17 protein-coding genes are annotated in these 18,072 nt (G+C 36.8%); 6 read left to right on the plus strand and 11 right to left on the minus strand.

What is annotated here, in order from left to right; all coding sequences use genetic code 11:
• Positions 1–46: 46 nt before the first annotated feature.
• A complete protein-coding gene (gndA, locus tag BW721_RS04005) occupies positions 47–1,477 on the minus strand; it encodes an NADP-dependent phosphogluconate dehydrogenase (RefSeq protein WP_076766346.1) in 1,431 nt (476 codons plus the stop codon).
• A gap of 247 nt (positions 1,478–1,724) precedes the next feature.
• Between gndA and BW721_RS04010 the strand changes: the two genes are divergently transcribed.
• The gene (locus tag BW721_RS04010) at positions 1,725–1,790 is read left to right on the plus strand and encodes a hypothetical protein (protein ID WP_232222963.1); all 66 of its coding nucleotides are present in this window, start codon (positions 1,725–1,727) and stop codon (positions 1,788–1,790) included.
• A gap of 42 nt (positions 1,791–1,832) precedes the next feature.
• Here the strand turns inward: BW721_RS04010 and BW721_RS04015 are convergent, their stop codons facing one another.
• The 5 genes from BW721_RS04015 to rpmG form a co-directional block, all read right to left on the minus strand.
• On the minus strand, positions 1,833–2,234 hold the full coding sequence (locus BW721_RS04015; RefSeq protein ID WP_076766349.1) for a rhodanese-like domain-containing protein: 402 nt from the start codon (positions 2,232–2,234) through the stop codon (positions 1,833–1,835).
• A 132-nt stretch (positions 2,235–2,366) separates the two neighbouring features.
• Positions 2,367–3,332, minus strand: a complete 966-nt coding sequence (locus tag BW721_RS04020) for an ROK family glucokinase (RefSeq protein WP_076766350.1) — start codon at positions 3,330–3,332, stop codon at positions 2,367–2,369.
• A 33-nt stretch (positions 3,333–3,365) separates the two neighbouring features.
• On the minus strand, positions 3,366–4,058 hold the full coding sequence (locus tag BW721_RS04025) for a rhomboid family intramembrane serine protease (protein WP_076766352.1): 693 nt from the start codon (positions 4,056–4,058) through the stop codon (positions 3,366–3,368).
• A 37-nt stretch (positions 4,059–4,095) separates the two neighbouring features.
• Positions 4,096–4,644, minus strand: coding sequence for a 5-formyltetrahydrofolate cyclo-ligase (locus BW721_RS04030; protein ID WP_076766354.1), 549 nt, complete (start codon positions 4,642–4,644; stop codon positions 4,096–4,098).
• Between the two features lie 52 nt (positions 4,645–4,696).
• The gene (rpmG, locus tag BW721_RS04035) at positions 4,697–4,846 is read right to left on the minus strand and encodes a 50S ribosomal protein L33 (RefSeq protein ID WP_076766356.1); all 150 of its coding nucleotides are present in this window, start codon (positions 4,844–4,846) and stop codon (positions 4,697–4,699) included.
• 217 nt (positions 4,847–5,063) lie between these two features.
• Here rpmG and BW721_RS04040 point away from each other — a divergent pair, with 217 nt between their 5' ends.
• Both BW721_RS04040 and BW721_RS04045 read left to right on the plus strand, forming a co-directional pair.
• The gene (locus BW721_RS04040) at positions 5,064–5,426 is read left to right on the plus strand and encodes a hypothetical protein (protein WP_076766358.1); all 363 of its coding nucleotides are present in this window, start codon (positions 5,064–5,066) and stop codon (positions 5,424–5,426) included.
• A 27-nt stretch (positions 5,427–5,453) separates the two neighbouring features.
• Complete coding sequence (locus BW721_RS04045; protein WP_076766360.1) at positions 5,454–5,990, plus strand: hypothetical protein; 537 nt, start codon at positions 5,454–5,456, stop codon at positions 5,988–5,990.
• Positions 5,991–6,044: 54 nt separating this feature from the next.
• Here BW721_RS04045 and BW721_RS04050 read toward each other — a convergent pair whose 3' ends face one another.
• Positions 6,045–8,078 (minus strand): penicillin-binding transpeptidase domain-containing protein, encoded by a 2,034-nt coding sequence (locus BW721_RS04050; protein ID WP_076766362.1) that lies wholly within the window; start codon positions 8,076–8,078, stop codon positions 6,045–6,047.
• A 176-nt stretch (positions 8,079–8,254) separates the two neighbouring features.
• On the opposite strand from BW721_RS04050, the gene BW721_RS04055 reads away from it, so the two are divergent.
• Positions 8,255–10,888: a YfhO family protein gene (locus BW721_RS04055; protein WP_076766364.1), complete on the plus strand. Its 2,634-nt coding sequence runs from the start codon at positions 8,255–8,257 to the stop codon at positions 10,886–10,888.
• Between the two features lie 196 nt (positions 10,889–11,084).
• On the opposite strand, the gene BW721_RS04060 is transcribed toward BW721_RS04055, so the two are convergent.
• Positions 11,085–11,693: a superoxide dismutase gene (locus BW721_RS04060; RefSeq protein ID WP_076766366.1), complete on the minus strand. Its 609-nt coding sequence runs from the start codon at positions 11,691–11,693 to the stop codon at positions 11,085–11,087.
• A 160-nt stretch (positions 11,694–11,853) separates the two neighbouring features.
• On the opposite strand from BW721_RS04060, the gene BW721_RS04065 reads away from it, so the two are divergent.
• Complete coding sequence (locus BW721_RS04065; protein WP_076766368.1) at positions 11,854–12,639, plus strand: DUF1189 family protein; 786 nt, start codon at positions 11,854–11,856, stop codon at positions 12,637–12,639.
• A gap of 88 nt (positions 12,640–12,727) precedes the next feature.
• On the opposite strand, the gene BW721_RS04070 is transcribed toward BW721_RS04065, so the two are convergent.
• Complete coding sequence (locus BW721_RS04070; RefSeq protein ID WP_076766370.1) at positions 12,728–14,053, minus strand: DEAD/DEAH box helicase; 1,326 nt, start codon at positions 14,051–14,053, stop codon at positions 12,728–12,730.
• Positions 14,054–14,239: 186 nt separating this feature from the next.
• Between BW721_RS04070 and zwf the strand changes: the two genes are divergently transcribed.
• Entirely contained in the window at positions 14,240–15,733 is a 1,494-nt protein-coding gene (gene zwf, locus BW721_RS04075) for a glucose-6-phosphate dehydrogenase (protein WP_076766372.1), read from the plus strand.
• A 34-nt stretch (positions 15,734–15,767) separates the two neighbouring features.
• Here the strand turns inward: zwf and BW721_RS04080 are convergent, their stop codons facing one another.
• Positions 15,768–16,727, minus strand: coding sequence for a DHH family phosphoesterase (locus BW721_RS04080; RefSeq protein ID WP_076766374.1), 960 nt, complete (start codon positions 16,725–16,727; stop codon positions 15,768–15,770).
• Positions 16,728–16,742: 15 nt separating this feature from the next.
• Entirely contained in the window at positions 16,743–18,068 is a 1,326-nt protein-coding gene (locus BW721_RS04085) for a DRTGG domain-containing protein (protein WP_076766377.1), read from the minus strand.
• Positions 18,069–18,072 lie beyond the last annotated feature (4 nt).

Consider the following 18,072-nt stretch of genomic DNA (forward strand, 5'->3'; position numbering starts at 1 on the left):
AAATGACAGCAGATAGCCAAGCTATCTGCTGCCTGATTGATTGTTTCTATTGAGGAACTTCGACTTCACTATCCCATTCGAAGTGATATGAACCTTCTTTGTCGGTACGTTCATAAGTATGCGCACCAAAGTAATCACGTTGAGCTTGAATAATATTAGCAGGCAATGTTTCTGCACGATAAGAATCAAAGTAAGCAACGGCAGATGCTAACGATGGAACTGGTAGTCCAGAAAGGATTGCTGTCGAAACAACTTTACGAACAGATGCTTGATAGTCTTTCGTAATCGCTGTGAAATACTCATCAAGAAGCAAGTTTTTCAAGCCAGCATTTTTTTCATACGCATCAGTAATATTTTGTAGGAAACGAGCACGGATGATACAGCCAGCTCTCCAAATTTTAGCAATTTCACCATAATTAAGGTCCCAATTATTTTCTTCACTTGCTATACGCATTTGAGAGAATCCTTGCGCATAGCTCATAATTTTACTGAAGTAAAGAGCTTTGCGAATATCTTCTAAGAATGCTGCTTTATCAATATCTCCTGTTGCAACAGTTACTTCAGGTAAAATTTTGCTTGCTTCAACACGCTCTGTTTTTAGAGCAGAGATGAAACGAGCAAAAACAGATTCTGTAATAAGTGGTAGTGGAACACCTAAGTCAAGCGCACTTTGCGATGTCCATTTTCCAGTTCCTTTATTACCCGCACGATCGACAATAATATCAATCATTGGTTTGCCAGTTTCTGGGTCATATTTTGTTAGAATATCAGCGGTAATATCAATCAAGTAGCTGTCAAGCTCGCCTTCGTTCCACTCTTTAAAGACTGCAGCAATTTCTTCTACAGACATGTTCAGGTAATGACGCATCAAATCATATGATTCTGCGATTAACTGCATATCACCGTATTCGATACCATTATGAACCATCTTCACGTAGTGCCCTGCACCATCACTACCAATATAAGCAACACATGGTGTGCCATCTTCTGCTTTTGCAGAGATTTGTTCTAAGATTGGAGCAACTAATTCATATGCTTCTTTTTGTCCACCAGGCATAATTGAAGGACCCTTTAACGCTCCCTCTTCTCCACCAGATACACCTGTTCCAATAAAGTTAACGCCTGAGTTTTCTAACTCTTTATTACGACGAATCGTTTCTTGATAGAAGGTATTTCCACCATCAATTAACACATCACCCTTATCCAGGTGAGGTAGTAAGGATTGAATCGTTTTGTCAGTTGCTGCCCCAGCCTGTACCATTAATAGGATACGTCTTGGTTTTTCTAATGAATCTACGAATTCTTCTATTGTATAAGTTGGAACTAATTTTTTGTCAGAATGTTCAGCAATGACAGCCTCTGTTTTTGATGCCGTACGGTTAAAGATAGAAACAGAATAACCTCTGCTTTCGATATTAAGAGCTAAGTTCTTGCCCATTACGGCCATCCCTACAACCCCGATTTGTTGTTTAGACATATTTAATGCTCCCTTCATATTAAACACATAATACTATAAGGATAATCCTATCAAAAAATAAAGAAAATGGAAAGGATACTTTCATATAAAATTGAATAATCATGAGATCTGACTGGAAAACATTTACATTTACGCAATATTATTGTAAACTACAGATGAATTCTAGCAAAAAGGTGGGTAAATTGTGAGTAAAAAAATAAAAACAGCTTCTAAACAAAGTAGAATGGCAAAAATTGTTATTTGGGTTATGCTATTTGCAATGGTCGGAAGTGCACTTCTTTCAGTTATATATTCCCTATTCGTCAATTTATAATAAAAATCGCACAAAAAGGTTAGCTCTTCAGCTAACCTTTTTTTAATTACCTTTTTTAATTTTTCCGTCCCAGTTATCATAGCCGCCTTTAAGAATAAAAATACGGTCTTTATCGTAACCATTTTTCTTAAGAAGAGCAGCAGCACGTCCGCTTAAAGCAGTGCGTTGGTCGTATAGGTACACTGGTTGGTCCTTACGAATTTCTAAGTAACGCTCTTTGAATTGCGTAAATGCAATACTTCTTGCACCTAAAATATGGCCTGCTTCAAATTCTGGTCGTTCTCTTACGTCAACGATTTGAACTTTACGCATATCTTTGCGGAATTCTTCCGGTGTTAAAACTGTTGCTGCGTTTTTTCTTTCGATAAAACGGTATAACCAATAGATGGCATAAGCTACTAAACCACCCCATACAATGATTGAAAAAATATCTAAACCCGTCATAATCTGTTCTAGTCCTTTCTATCTATCAATATACCTTCTCATTCTACACAATAAAAGGCTTTTTTTCTATACCTTTTCATATGCACTAACAATTAAAAATAGCTAGGACAATAATCCTAGCCATTTTTTATCTTAGTTTTGATTTGCTTTTACAAGGTAGCCTGCTCCAATAACACCAGCATCATTTCCAAGTTCAGCTAACTTAATTTTAGTTGTTTGTTGAACATTTGGAAAAGTAAATTCTTCGAAGTTCTTCTTCACCTTATCAATTAAGAAGTCACCAGCATTTGAAACACCGCCACCAATAATAATATATTTAGGGTTCAAACTGTTTCCTAAGTGGCTACATGCTAGACCTAAATAAAAGGCAAATTTATCAACAACCATAACTGCTAATGCATCGTTTTCTTTTGCAAAGTCAAAGACCATTTTCGAAGTAATATCTTCACCATCATCAATTAAAACTTTTAGTTCAGACTTTCCTGCATAGCTTTCAGAGAACTGGCGAGTTAAATTGATAACGCCGGAAGCTGATGCCACCGTTTCTAAACATCCTTTTTTCCCACACGTACAATCAAAGCCATGCGGTTCAATGGTCATGTGACCAATTTCACCTGCTGACCCAGCTGTCCCATGAATCAATTGATCATTCAGAACAATACCACCACCAACTCCTGTTCCAAGTGTGACAAAAACAACATCTGAATCATCTGCTCCTGCGCCTTTCCACTTTTCACCTAAAGCCGCAACGTTGGCATCGTTATCAATATAAAAAGGTAAGCCGATTGCTTCCTCAATTTGTTTCCCAACGTCTTGCGTCTCTTTCCAGTTTAAGTTGAATGCACCTGTGACTGTTTTTTTATTACCGTCAACTGCGCCTGGAGAACCCATACCAATACCACTAAAATCATCTTTCGTTAATTGATAAAGGTCTAAATGATGGTTAATGGATGCAATAATATCTGGAACAATTTGCTTGCCACCATCTAATATATCGGTTGCAATGCTCCACTTCTGTTGAATGTCCCCTTCACTTGTTAAAATAGCAAGTTTTACTGATGTTCCTCCCAAATCAATTCCCAAAATTTTTGATGACAAACCCAACGCCTCCTATACGTCTTTCTCAATCTATTATATCACACCATATCGGAAGAATCCGATGGCTATTAACACTGAAAACACAAGAATATAACCCAAAACCGTTTTTATTCTAAATGAGCGATCAACAGTTTCTAAGTGCGGTGCTATTATAAAACAAGCCGCTAAACCTCCACCAATTGCACCACCTAAATGCCCCCAATTATCAATGGACGAACTGGTTAAGCCAGAAATAAAATTAATAATAATTAGCGCCATGAACCCTTGAGCAAGATTGCGAATAGCTGGATTGTAAGGATACAATCGTCCCAATACAACCGCTGCTGCAAACAAGCCAAACAAGGATGTACTTGCACCAGCTGATATATTTGGTGTAAAGGCAAAACTCATGGCATTTCCCATCAAGCCGCCTAACAAATATATCAGCGCAAACCGCAGATTACCATACAACAATTCCAATTCAATCCCTAAAAAATAAAGCGTAATACTATTAATTAATAAATGCATAAAACCAATATGTAAGAAAATCGGCGTAATAAGGCGCCAAACTTCTCCAAAGGCGATAGCCTCATTTACTTTCGCACCAAATAAATACAAAACAAATGCATTCTCACTACCGCCATAAATGGTCATTAAAACAAATGCAAGCACTTGAATAGCTAAAAAAAGATAGGTCATTACGGCTCTTTTTCTACGGAATTTTTTTCTAATATTAAAATTTTCCATTATACTGCCTCCTGATTAGTCATGTTTCCATTATAAATTATTCGGAAGCAATCAACAATTTTTCTACGGCAATATCAAAGGGTTCAACGACATCTTCTACTATTCGATTTAATTGAAATGGATAGAGTAAAGAGATTGTACGTCCACCATAATCAGCTAAATAACGATCATAAAAACCGCCACCAAACCCCACTCGGTAGCCCTCACTTGCATAGGCAAGACCCGGCACAATGATAAGATGAATATCACTTTTATTAATCGGATTTAAGCGTTTTTTAGGCTCTAACAGACCATAAGAGCTCAGTTCTAACTCCGTAGTAGGTTCATAAATAAAAAACGAAAGTACGCTGTTCTTACCACTAAATGGAATAACAACTTGTTTTCCTAATTGCCAAGCAGCCTCAACGACCAATTGGGTATCTAATTCTGGTGGTCGAGATAGTGTCATAGCAATACATTCAGCCTCATGCCACTCTGTTGTTTGCATGAGTTGGTGAAGCAAATCTTCATTGTATTGAAGACGTCTTTCTTCTTCTAAATCATTTAATTGGTGAAACATGTCTTTCCTGATTTTCTGTTTACTCACCTAAGAAACCCCTTTCTTTCGTACAATAAAAAAACAACAGGAAGCCCTGTTGTTATTTTACTTCACGGTGAAGCGTTACTTTTCTTTCACGTGGGCAATATTTTTTCAATTCCAAACGATCTGGATTGTTACGTTTGTTTTTCTTAGAAAGATAATTACGCTCTTTACATTCAGTACATTCTAAATTAATATTTAATCTCATTGGTCAAACCTCCAAACATAAGAAAATTGAAGAGTCTTTCATCTTCTTACTTGTTGCATTGTATCATTTTCAAGACTGATAATCCAGTCTTTTATGACAACACTATTTATTATACACAAAATCCAAAGAAAAAAAAGAGCTAACTTCTAGTTGCAGAAAGTTTCTCATTTCATTAAAATGTTATAAGTGACCACTTGTTTAGAATAGAGGTGAAAAGATGAATTTATGGATACTTGTTATTATATTACTAGTTATTGCCGTAGTACTGTTAATAATCTCATTCTTCGCTAAGGAAGATGATCATGCCTTACTAACTGAGATTGGAACGTTTACCCTTCAAATGACAGAAGACATGCATGGCCTTAAAAACCGCATTGCTGCAATAGAGAAATCACTTTCTGAAGAAGAGAACAATGAACCAGAAGAGCTCCCTATAAAAAAACTAAATGCTATTACCAAACAGCATGCCATTACGCTTCACCAAAAAGGAAAAACGATTGATGAGGTTGCTGAACAACTGGTTCTTCCTGAAACCACTGTTCAACTTATTCTTGATAACCATCAAGAGAGCACGAACTAGTCAGCTTTCGTTTAGAAAGGATAGACCATGATTAAAGATAGATTACGATTTTTAGCACTAGGTTTTTTTATATCAGCTTTGTTTTTATCTGCTTATGAAGTATTAATGCCCTCATCTAAAGCAGAAGTTAATAACGGTCAGCATACTGAATCAGCTAACGATGACATCAACTATAAAGAGCAATATGAGTCACTGCTTAGTGAGTATGAGAAACTACAGGCAACACAGGTCGATGAAGAAACAGATCATTCTAGCGAAACAAGCGACGAAGCCGAGTCTGACCAAGCAACTGATAGTACAACTATTGAAGATAGTAGTAATAGTGATAATGTTGAAGAAGAACAGACTGTCAATAATGACGTTATCATTTTCACAATCGATGAAGGGCAACCCTCATCAGTTGTTCTTCAAAATCTTCTTAACGCCGGATTAATAGACGATATTGAGTCGGCTCAAAACTATTTAGAAGAGAATAATTTAACTTCAAAATTACAATATGGTAACTACGAACTCTCACAAGATATGGGTTATTATATTATTTTGGACACCATAACTATGGAATAATGTAAAAAAGTAAGTAGAATCTTCAAAAAAGATTCTACTTACTTTTTTTGTTGTTTAATCTCCGAAATATGCATCCAATACTTCCTTGGCTATGACAGTAGCTGGTGAATTATCATTCAATAAATAGGGAATAACCACTGCAATTGAAATTTCTGGATTTTCAAAGGGGGCAAATGCAACAAATGTTGAGTTTGTTGTCTGTTCCCCAGTCAAAGACTTCACATTTCCTTGATAGAATGACTCCCCTGTCCCTGTTTTACCGGCTGCTCTATTTTTATAGTTAGCACCAAAAACACGTGTTGAGGCAGCAGTCGGACTATGCATCACTTGCCACATTCCTTGATGAACACGAGCAATTGCTTCATCACTAACATTCAATTCATTCATAACTTTGGGTTGAACAACCAATTCTACTTGTCCCAAACTACCATCGCTGTCTGTTCCACGAATCTCCTTAACTAATCGTGGTGCATAACGCGTTCCGCCGTTGGCAATAGTCAAAATATATTGCGCCAACTGCATTGGAGTGTAGTTATCAAACTGACCGAACGATTCGAAAAGGGCTTGCCCTGGATTTTCTAATTGACCAATAAATCCAGTTGATTCAGCTGGTAAATCAATACCTGTTCGAACACCTAGGCCAAACTGAGCGTAATAAGATCGTAGTTTAGATAGGGCTAGTTCAGCATCCATATCAATTTTTTCTTCATATTCATAGGTATACTTACCACCCATCATCATAGCTATTTTTGCCATATAGGTGTTAGAAGATTTTTCAAGTGCTAAAATATCACTAAGTGACACACGGTTGTTGTAAGACTGATTAAAGAGTGATGCAATTTTATTTGTTGCTTCAAATTTCATCGGTTCATCAATCATCGTATTATCTGTTTCTGAAATAACACCATCCATATAACCTGCTAAAACAGTAGCCCCCTTCATAGAGGATCCAATAATAAAACTTTCATTCAACACACCGTGAACACTGTCAGATATTTCACCTGTTGATTTATCAATTGTTTTCCCTGTCATCCCTAAAATGTCACCATTTTGAGGATTCATCGCCACAATATAAATTCGGTCTCCCCAAGCATCTGTTTGGCTAGCTAAATAATTTGTTGCAATGTCTTCTAGTTGCTGCTGGAATTGAATGTCGATGGTCAACAGCAAGTTATCACCTTGTTTACCAATATAAGTTTGTGTCGTCTTTACTGTTTCGCCATCTTGGTCGGTGACTGTCTCATATTGTGCCTTTGTTCCTCTTAATACGGTTTCGTATTGTTGTTCTAAATAGGCATTTCCTACACGGTCGTTTCTTGCATAACCTTTTGCCAAATAACTTTCAACTAAGTTGGTTGGAATACCCGCTTTTTCTGAGGTTACACCACCAAATATGGTTTTTAACAAATCGCCATGCGGATAAACACGCGTCCAATCCTTTGAAACGTCAATCCCAGGTAATTGGCTAATATTCTCACTAACAATTGCCAACTCTTTGTCGGTTACAGCTGTATTTTTAATATTTACAGTAGTCAATGCAGTTGCACTATTCATACTTTTGAAAATAGCAGTGGCTTGTTTCTCAACATCAGAAAAGGCAATATCTTCCGCTGTAATCTTAGAAAGTTCAACTTCGTAAATCTCATCACCAGACAGCGCCTTTTCATCATCACTTAATCGATCCAAGAGTCCCTCACGATTGCTTGCAGCCCAGTAATCTTTCAAATCACGTTCCGTTAATCCTTCTACATCGACGGTAATAATGTCAGCCAATTTACGGGCTGTTTCTGCCATATTAGCAGCCGTATCATCTGTTCCTCGGGTAAAAATGATCGCATGTTGTGCCTCATTCCCAACTAGCACTTCACCGTTGCGATCATAAATTAATCCTCTTGGTACACTTTGCGTCACATTGGTTGTTTCAGTTCTTCTAACGATGGCTTCAAATTCTTCGCCTCTAATAATTTGCAAGTATCCTAAACGCACAATAATCGTAGAAAACAGCGCAAATACAATAAAAAATAGTAAATTCAAACGAAAAGGTATGTGAGACTTCTTTTTCTTTTGATTTTGGTTAGACTTTCCCAATGTCCACACTCCTATATAATTTTCTTTTTCAATACCCTATTATAACAAAAAAGATTAGCTAGACAATGTTTAAAATATAAGGTTACTATAAGATTATCCAGAGGAAACAGTGCATTAAAAAGCCAACTGTGTTATTTTATAATTCAGATGATTATTTCGAAAGGAGACACTGTTTTATGTTGACGTTTGACGGCATCGATAAGAAAAAGAAATTATTACTCCTATCATTTTTCATGCCATTTACTATTTTAGGATTGATTTACATCTTTATGGGTGTCTTTCCTTTTGGTAATAGCACCTTGCTTACTATTGACTTGGGTCAACAATACGTTGACTTTTACAGCTATTATCGTCACACCATCCTGCATGAACCTCAAGCGTTTTTTTATTCGTTTGTAAAAGGTATCGGCGGTGACATGGTCGGTTTATGGGGTTATTATTTAAACAGCCCGTTCAACCTCTTACTCTTACTCTTCCCTCAGCGATTATTGGCTGTTGGTGTAACACTGTTAATTTTACTTAAAATATCATGTTCCGGTTTATCATTTGCCTACCTCTTAATAAAACGATTCGATGGCAATGACTATTTAGTGACTGCCTTTGCCTTATCTTATGCCTTAATGGGTTATACTATTGCCAACCAGTTAAATGTTATGTGGTTAGATGGCTTAGTTCTATTACCCCTTATTATTCTGGGTTTAGAAAAGCTCATTGATGGTGAAAGTGGCCTAACTTATAGTCTCAGTCTCGCTCTTATGTTATTTTCACATTATTATATTGGCTATATGATTTGCTTGTTTTTATGTTTTTATTTTATATTCGCCTTATCCAAACAAGAAACTAGCCATCATTTTAAAGGTCTTCTTAAGCAAACTGTTCGCTTTGCCTTTTATTCCATTTTAGCAGCAACACTTGCTGCCTTTTCGCTCCTCCCTAATTTCATTTCATTACTAGGAGGAAAGGCAAGCTACGCTTCAGACACTATTAATTGGGGATTTGACTATCCTTTTATTGAATTGTTGTCTAAAATTTATGTCGGCTCTTTTAATTTCGATCAGATGCCGAGTGGCTATCCTAATTTATTTGTCGGAAGCCTCGCTTTAATTGGCTTTTTATTTTATTTCTTTAACAAATATTTTCCATTAAGAGAAAAATTAACCTCTCTCATACTAGTCATCATCTTCTTTTTATCGATGAACAGTCAATACTTAAATAAAATTTGGCATGGTTTCCAAAATCCAATTTGGTATCCTTATCGTTTTTCGTTTTTAGTATGTTTTTTCTTTATTTTAAACGGCTATCGAAGTATTAAAAAAATAGAGTCTTTCCCATTAACATTCGCCTGCCTACTTCTACTTGCTCAAACAGCTAGTGCTTTGTATGTACTAGATTTCGAATTTGACTTTGTAATCCCTATTCAAGTTTTGATCACGGCTCTCTTTCTTATCGCAATGATTATTTTACTCTTATTAAAGGAAGTCGATTATAAATGGATGCCAATTGTCTTATTATTACTGGTAAGCATTGAAATGACGACCAATGCGGCTATTAATTTGAGTCGATTGAGTTATGTTAAAATGTCAGCTTTTAGTGATTACCAACTCGTTCTAGATGACTTATTGCAAGGAATTCGACCCCAAGATGATGAGTTTTACCGAATCGAAAAGGTCTTTCAACGGTCAAAAAATGACAGCTTCCAGGCCAATTATCCGTCTGCCTCACATTTCAGTTCAACTTTCGAAAAAGAGGTACCTGAACTATATGGCTATCTTGGTTTTCCAGATGGTAATGGCTTCGTTTCTTATTCATCAGGAACTCTTTTTACAGATGCTTTTTTTACAATTAAGTATTTAGCTCAGAATAATGACTTGCCTTCTAATTTAGAAAACAGCGCAGCCGTTTATAAGATTTTCCCTAATTCTACAAGACGAGATTTTAATTATTACCAAAAAGTAAACGAAAATTACCGAACGAGTATTTATCAAAATCCTAACGCCTTTTCACTAGCTTTCGCAGTACCAGATGCTATTAAAGACGTTAATTTAAAAGATAATGATCCGATTGGCAATCAAGAACGCCTATTACAGGCAATGACAATCGATGCTCTACTTTCGTCCTATTATCAAGAAATCGGCATCGAATCAACTGTAACATCAAATGTATCTAGTTTAGCGTCGGAATCCGTTAATCAGACCTACACAAAAAATGATTCCACCAAAGATGCGAGCATTGAATTTCAATTTACGCCACAAACAAATGGGTCCTATTATCTGACACTTGATTCTAGAATTGATGATGAAGATGCCACACTCACTTTAGATGGCGAACGACTCGCCTACTATAAAACCTATCGTAACGATCAGATTATCAATGTCGCTAGTGGGCAAAAAGGTGAAACCATTCGCTTTGGATTTGATTTATTAGAAGATAGTCTAACCATTCGAGACTTACGCGTGTTTCGCTTTAGAAGTGACTTATTTGAAGCGTTAGCTAACAAAATTCAAGATAATGGCCTTAATATTTCTACCTTTAGCCAGACCCATATCGAAGGAACGCTAACATCATCGCCAGACCATACTGTCTTTATGATGACCATTCCCTATTCTGAAGGTTGGGAGTTACATATCGATGGCCAAAAAACACAAACATTCCCTGTCTTAAATGGATTAATGGGTGCAGATATTGCGCCAGGAGAGCATAGCATTACCCTTTCCTATATGACGCCTTATTTAAAAGAAGGTATTGCCATTTCAATAGCGGGCTCTGTGACTGTTCTAATAATCAGTCTAGTCAAACGTCGTAAAAAGTAAGCACAAAAAAAGCGGACAAGTCCGCCTTGGCCTATGAAAAAATAGGAAATTTGACCCTGAATGAGCAGCGAAGCGCGCAATGGGGCAAATTTATCTTTTTTTCAGTAGGCCAGGACTTGGGAGCTAGACATTGATGGCTGAACTTATAATCCCCTAGTCTACAAAAAAACCACTCAAAGAGTGGCTTTTTTGTTTGCTATTTAGCTGCTTCGTAACGTTTGTTAACTTCATCCCAGTTAACGATATTCCAGAATGCGCTAATGTAGTTCGGACGAACGTTTTTGAAGTTTAAGTAGTAAGCATGTTCCCAAACATCTAAGCCTAATACAGGTGTTTTACCTTCCATTAATGGGCTGTCTTGGTTTGGTGTAGAGGTTACTTCTAATTTACCGTCAGTTACAACTAACCAAGCCCAACCTGAACCAAAGCGAGTTGTTGCTGCTGCTGCAAATTTTTCTTTGAATGCATCGAAGCTTCCGAAAGCTTCATCAATTGCAGCTTTGATTGCGCCTGTTGGCTCTCCGCCACCATTTGGAGAAAGAACTTCCCAAAATAAACTGTGGTTTGCGTGACCACCAGCATTATTTCTTAACGCTGTTTGAACATCTTCAGGTACTGAATCAATTGCAGCTAGCAATTCTTCAACTGATTTCTCAGCCAATTCCGGATGTTTTTCCAATGCTGCGTTCGCATTGCTCACGTAAGTTGCGTGATGTTTGTCATGGTGCAAATGCATGGTTTCAGTATCAATATGTGGCTCCAATGCATCGTAATCGTATGGTAGATCTGGTAAAGTGTATGCCATTTCTAAATTCCTCCTAAAAATTGAAATTTGAATCTAATATAAGATTACCACGATGCACTATATATTTCAAAGTAAAAAGCATATTCCTTTATTTTTCTGAATTGCCTTTTCATTTATTTTTCGATAAGCTTAGTGTAAGAACGTATTTAAAAAGAAATGAGTGATCCCCATAGCCCTTTTAACTTTAATCAAAACGAGCTTCTTCAATCCAGGTGAATTATGGCGGGCGATGGATTTAAGTAAACGAAAATCCATTGCTTTATACCTAATGATTTGCTTTTTTACCGCCATCCCTTATTTTTCATCGGGACTATTTCAATACGATGTTTTAGCAAGTAATATGGCAAGTACAGAAGCCCATTTACCTTCTTTCACTATTGAAAATGATCAGATTGTCTTTGAACCTACCCTAGAGAAAGCGATTGTTAGTCAAACTGACTTTGTCACTCTGATTATTGATCCTAACCAAAAATATGATGACAACTTGAAAACAAGAGCAATTGAAGCAGCTCCCATAGGGATTGTTTTTGGAAAAGATGCGATTACCGTCTATACATCTAATCGTCCGATTGCTTTTAATTACAAAGATTTGAACGGTACAACTGATCAGTTTATCAGAAGTTTTTTGTTGCAGTTTAGTCAAATCGGGTGGTTATTTATCCCTCTGCTTATTCTATTTAGTTTTCTAGCAGGCCTTATAGAAGCTAGTTTTTACCTGCTTTATTTAACTATCTTTGCTAATCTATGGACATCCTTTATGAGAATACGCCTTCCCTTTGCTGTAAATTGGAAGATGATTATGACAGCAGCAGTCGTACCTATGTCACTATTAGCCATTATGAATAGTTTTGGTATTCAACCAGGTGCTCAAACCCTGATTTTGTTGATTATTGTCATCTATATGTATAATAAAGGAATTAAAAGTTATCTGAAAAATATTACCTAAAAAACAGAATAAAAAAAGGCGTTTGTACAATAATTATAGGAAAGGAGCTGAAAAAAATCCAGCTCCTTTTGTATGAACAATAACATACTTATTTCTTTTTCTTACGATTGAAATCGGTACCTTTATTCTTTTTCAATTGCTTCTTGATTTGATCGTTTAATTTACGCTTATAATTTGGTTTTACTTTTTTCTTAGCCTTCTTAACCATACCTCTAATACGTGGATCTGCTTCAGTTTGGCTCTTAGGCAACTTGCGGTCACGATCACGGTTACGACGGTCATCAACTTCTTCAAAGCCACCATCTTTAATCCGAACAGTCTGGAAATGAATACCTATTCCTTCTAATTCATTCACTGCTTTTTCTTCATCTGGCGAATAGAGGGTAATCGCAGTTCCCGGTAAATTATTACGTCCAGTACGGCCAATACGGTGAACGAAAAAGTCACTATCTTTTGGAATCTCGTAGTTGATAACATGTGACACACCTTCGATATCAATCCCACGAGCTGCTAAGTCCGTTGCAACCATTAGTTGGTATTCTAAATTATGAACACGTCTCATAATTCGTTTACGTTCACGAGCTGGTACATCTCCATGTAAAACAGCACAATCGTAGCCTTTTTCCTTCAAGCTATCAGCAATTTCGTTAACAGTTTGTTTGGTATTAGCAAATATTAAGGTAAAGTACTGTTGTCCAACTCCTAAAACATCTTCTAATACAGCCATCTTAGATTTCCCTTTTGCTGGTAACAAATAGTTTGTAATAGATGGTGCAATGATATTTTTAGGTTCTAGATTAATCACTTGTGGTTTTTCCATATACTTCATTAGGAATGGTTGTAGTTTTTGAGGAATCGTTGCCGAGAAAACTAACATTTGTAAATCTTTCGGTAATCGACCAGCAATTTGATCAACGTCATGTAAAAATCCTAAATCTAGGGTCATATCTGCTTCATCGACAACAAAGGTTGACGCTGTATGGACTTTTAATCCTTGTTCATTAATCAAATCTAAAATACGGCCTGGTGTTCCAATAACAATATGTGGTTGGCTGTTTTCTAATTTTTCTAATTGACGTTTTTTATCTGTTCCGCCCACATAATTAACAATTCTGATTTCTTGTTCAGCATGAGCGGCTAATTGTAATGCTACCTGATAGAGTTGTTCAGCTAGCTCACGGCTAGGCGCAGTGATAACTGTTTGAACGTCATCTTTTGTAGCATCTACTTTGTTTATAATCGGCAATAAGAAACTATGGCTTTTTCCCGATCCTGTTTGCGATCGACCGACAACACTTTTATTGGCTTGAATAATAGGAATGATACGTTGTTGAATATCAGTTGGTTCTTTAAACCCTAATTCTTCAAGAGCATCTTCAATAAAAGGCTGAAAGTTATATTGTTTAAAATTCATACTCCACCTCTTGTAAATCTATTTTTTGTTATTATAGCACATTTGACACGGACCTTCTTTTTATTTCAAATTTCTCATAAACTGTCAAAGCTAATTTTCATTCTCTTAAATACAAGCTTGCACATGAAAAATGAAAATAGTATAATGAAACAATGAATATTTTCCAATATACGGAGGAGGTTTTCCATGAATACCGATATTAGCGCATTATTCACTATTTTTGGAGCAACTGGTGACTTAGCGCATCGTAAGCTTTACCCATCCCTGTTCCGACTTTTCAAAAAAGGATTTATTAACGAAAACTTTGCAGTGATTGGAACTGCTCGTCGTGAATGGTCCGATGATTATTTCCGAGATGTGATTGCCGACTCTGTAAAAGACTTGGTAGACGATCAAGAAGAACTCGACCGTTTTAAATCTCATTTTTATTATATTTCTCACAACGTTAATGATGCAGCAAATTATGTTGAATTAAAAAAACTATCTGATCAACTTGATGACAAATATTCATTGAATCATAACCGTATCTTTTATTTAGCAATGGCGCCAGAATTCTTCGGAACAATTGGTGATATGCTGAAACAAAATGGTTTGATTACTCAAGATGGCTTTAGCCGTTTAATTATTGAAAAACCGTTTGGGAGCGACCTAGCTTCAGCAACTGAATTGAACGAACAGCTTGCACGTTCATTCCGCGAAGATCAGATTTATCGAATTGACCACTATCTTGGAAAAGAAATGGTTCAAAATATTTCCGCTGTCCGATTCTCTAACATGATTTTTGAATCATTATGGAATAATAAATACATTGAGAATATTCAGATTACATTGTCAGAAACTGTTGGAGTTGAGGACCGTGGCGGTTATTATGATCGAACAGGTGCCTTGAGAGATATGGTTCAAAACCACGTCCTTCAAATTATCGCCTTGTTAGTTATGGAACCCCCAATGTCTCTCTCAGGTACAGATGTCAGAACAGAAAAAATCAAAGCCCTACGTTCATTGCGTGTTTATAAAACGAAGAAAGAAGTTTGGGATAACTTCATTCGCGGTCAATACACACAAAGCGCAGCCCATGAAGCTTATTTACAAGAACCAAATGTTAGTCCAGAATCTGATACAGAAACCTTTGTTGCTGGAAAAATCCAAGTTGATAATTTCCGTTGGGCAGGCGTTCCTTTCTATATTCGAACTGGTAAACGCATGGCACAAAAAGAAACTTATATTCATGTTCAATTCAAACATGTATCCATGGATCTTTTCCCTTCAGAAGATGTAGAGGAAGTTGCAGAACCAAATATTCTGACCATCCATATTTCTCCATTAGAAGGATTCTCACTGCGCCTCAATACAAAACGTGTTGGGCAAGGTACCGAAATGAAAAACATTCGTATGCACCAAATTTTAGATAAGGAAACGCAAGCAAACAGTCCTGAAGCCTATGAACGCTTGTTATTAGACTGTTTGAATGGTGATCCAACTAACTTCACCCACTGGCATGAAGTTGAACAATCATGGCGCTTCATTGACCAAATCCGCAAGGTTTGGGATGAGCAACCTGATCCAATCCGACTTTATGAAAGTGGCTCTATGGGACCAAAAGAAAGCTACGAGTTATTAGAACGTGATGGCTATCGTTGGACTGAGTTTAATTGGAAGCCAAAAAAAGAAGAAATCTAGCAAAAAAACAGCCGTCGTGACGGCTGTTTTTGTTTTATTGTTTACTCCATTCAACCATCAACTCTTCAAATTCATCAATAATTTGATTAATCTCGGCTAAATCTTTAGCGTTTGCGCCACTAGCTAGGGGATGTCCACCACCGTCATGACGTTTTGCTACTTCATTAATGATTGGGCCTTTCGAACGTAAACGGCAACGGTAACCACCCTCTTCCTGTTCAACAAAAATCGCCCAGCACATAACACCTTCAATGGTTCCAGGCAACGATACAACTGGCGCTGTATCACTGTCAGTCGCATCGAATTTCTCTAGGATGTCACGGCTTAAGATAATATGACCTACGCCTAAATCACTAATCTCTACATTCTGTAAAACAAATCCTGATAAGTTAGCCACTTTCTTGCTGTTTGTATTCATTAATTGACCAATTTCAGATGCTGAGAAATCAAATGTCATTAATTCTGCAGCAATTTGCATGGTGCGCGGACTAGTCGCTGCATATAAAAAGCGTCCAGTATCTCCAACGATACCCGCATAAAGTGCTCGTGCAGCTTCTGTATTCAGCGGCAGTCTTTCTCCTAAATAAAGTGACAAATCTGCAATGATTTCACTACATGAACTGGCTTGCGTGTTCACCAAACTAATATCGCCATAATGGTCTTCATCAGGATGATGATCAATTTTAATAAGTGCCTTGCCTGTAGAAAATCGTTTATCATCAATACGCGGACGGTTAGCTGTATCTGTTACAATCACTAATGCATCCGTATATTGGTCTGTTTCAACTTGGTCCATTTTTCCGATGAACATTAAACTATCCTCTTCTTCACCCACTGCGTAAACAGTCTTTTTTGGAAATTGTTGGCGAATTAAGTGAGCTAGCCCTAGTTGAGACCCTAATGCATCAGGGTCTGGTCTAACATGACGATGGATAATAATTGTTTGGTTTTCTTTAATCGCTTGGTAAATAGATTCATATAATTCATTTAACAAAATAAGTGAGCTCCTTTATGTTCGTTCCATAATTTGACAAACGACAATTGCTTTCGCAACAATCGAATTTTCTAAATAAACTTCTACGTCTAGTTTTGATGATCGTCTTCCTAATTCAAAAATATTCGTACGGATATCTATAATACTATCAATCTGGATCATTTTGAAATGATGAACATCCATCTGCTCAATCACTGCATTGCGTTTTTGGAATTGATGGAGTATTTTTTTAGTAACATTAGATATCACTTCACACAAAACTCCGAAGGAAACCGTCCCAATATTATTCGTCATTTGTGGCGTTACTTGGAAGCGATAAACTGGTAATTCATCTCCTGTTGTTTCACGTTCCACAACTTCAAGTCCACTCAAAATTTGATCTTCAATAGTATTGCCGACTTGGGGCTGACGTTGTGCTAATTGCATGGCTTTCATTACGTCTTGTCTTGAAATGATACCTAAAAGCTGCAGGTTATCTTTTACAACAGGCAACACTTCCAAACCATCCCATATCATACGGTGGGCCACACTAGCGACACTCATATGGGTTTTTGCAATTACTGGCTCCTTTGTCATAACCCGTTCCATTGATAAACTATCCAACTTACCGAGTGTATCCTTAGCCGTAATCATTCCCACTAAACGCATATTGTGATTCACAATTGGGAAGCGTGAATGTTTACTGGATTCATTTAACTGGCGGTAATCCAGTATCGTTTGATCCATATATAAAAACTTTGTATCCTCAAGTCTTGTAAAAATATCATTTACTAACATGATTTCTTTTTTTATTAATTGGTCAGTCATTGCTCTATTAATCATAGTTGCTACTGTAAAAGTGTCATAGGTTGTTCGTAAAATCGGCATTTCTACCTCATCGGCCAATTTTAAAATATCTTCATCTGTATCAAAACCACCCGTGATCAATACAGCAGCGCCTTTTTCTAAGGCATATTTCTGAATATTATTTCTGTTACCAACAATCATCAACGAACCTGGACTAACATAGCGATCCATAGCATCTTGTTGCATGGCACCAATAATAAATTTATTCAAGGTTTTATCTAAACCATTTCTTCCGCCTAGAACATCTCCTTCGATAATATTAGCAATTTGCCCAAAAGACAGGGTCTCAATGTTATCTTTTGATTTTCGTTCAATTCGGATGGTTCCAACCCGTTCAATTGTTGAAACTAAACCTGTATTCTCAGCATCCTTAATCGCTCGATAAGCGGTTCCTTCAGACATATTCATATTTTTTGCAATAGATCGCACAGAAAGTTTTTCTCCAACTGGCAGTGTTTCGATATATTGAATAATCTGTTCGTGTTTAGTTGCCATTTTC

Source organism: Jeotgalibaca sp. PTS2502 (genome assembly GCF_001975685.1).
Classification (GTDB): domain Bacteria; phylum Bacillota; class Bacilli; order Lactobacillales; family Aerococcaceae; genus Jeotgalibaca; species Jeotgalibaca arthritidis.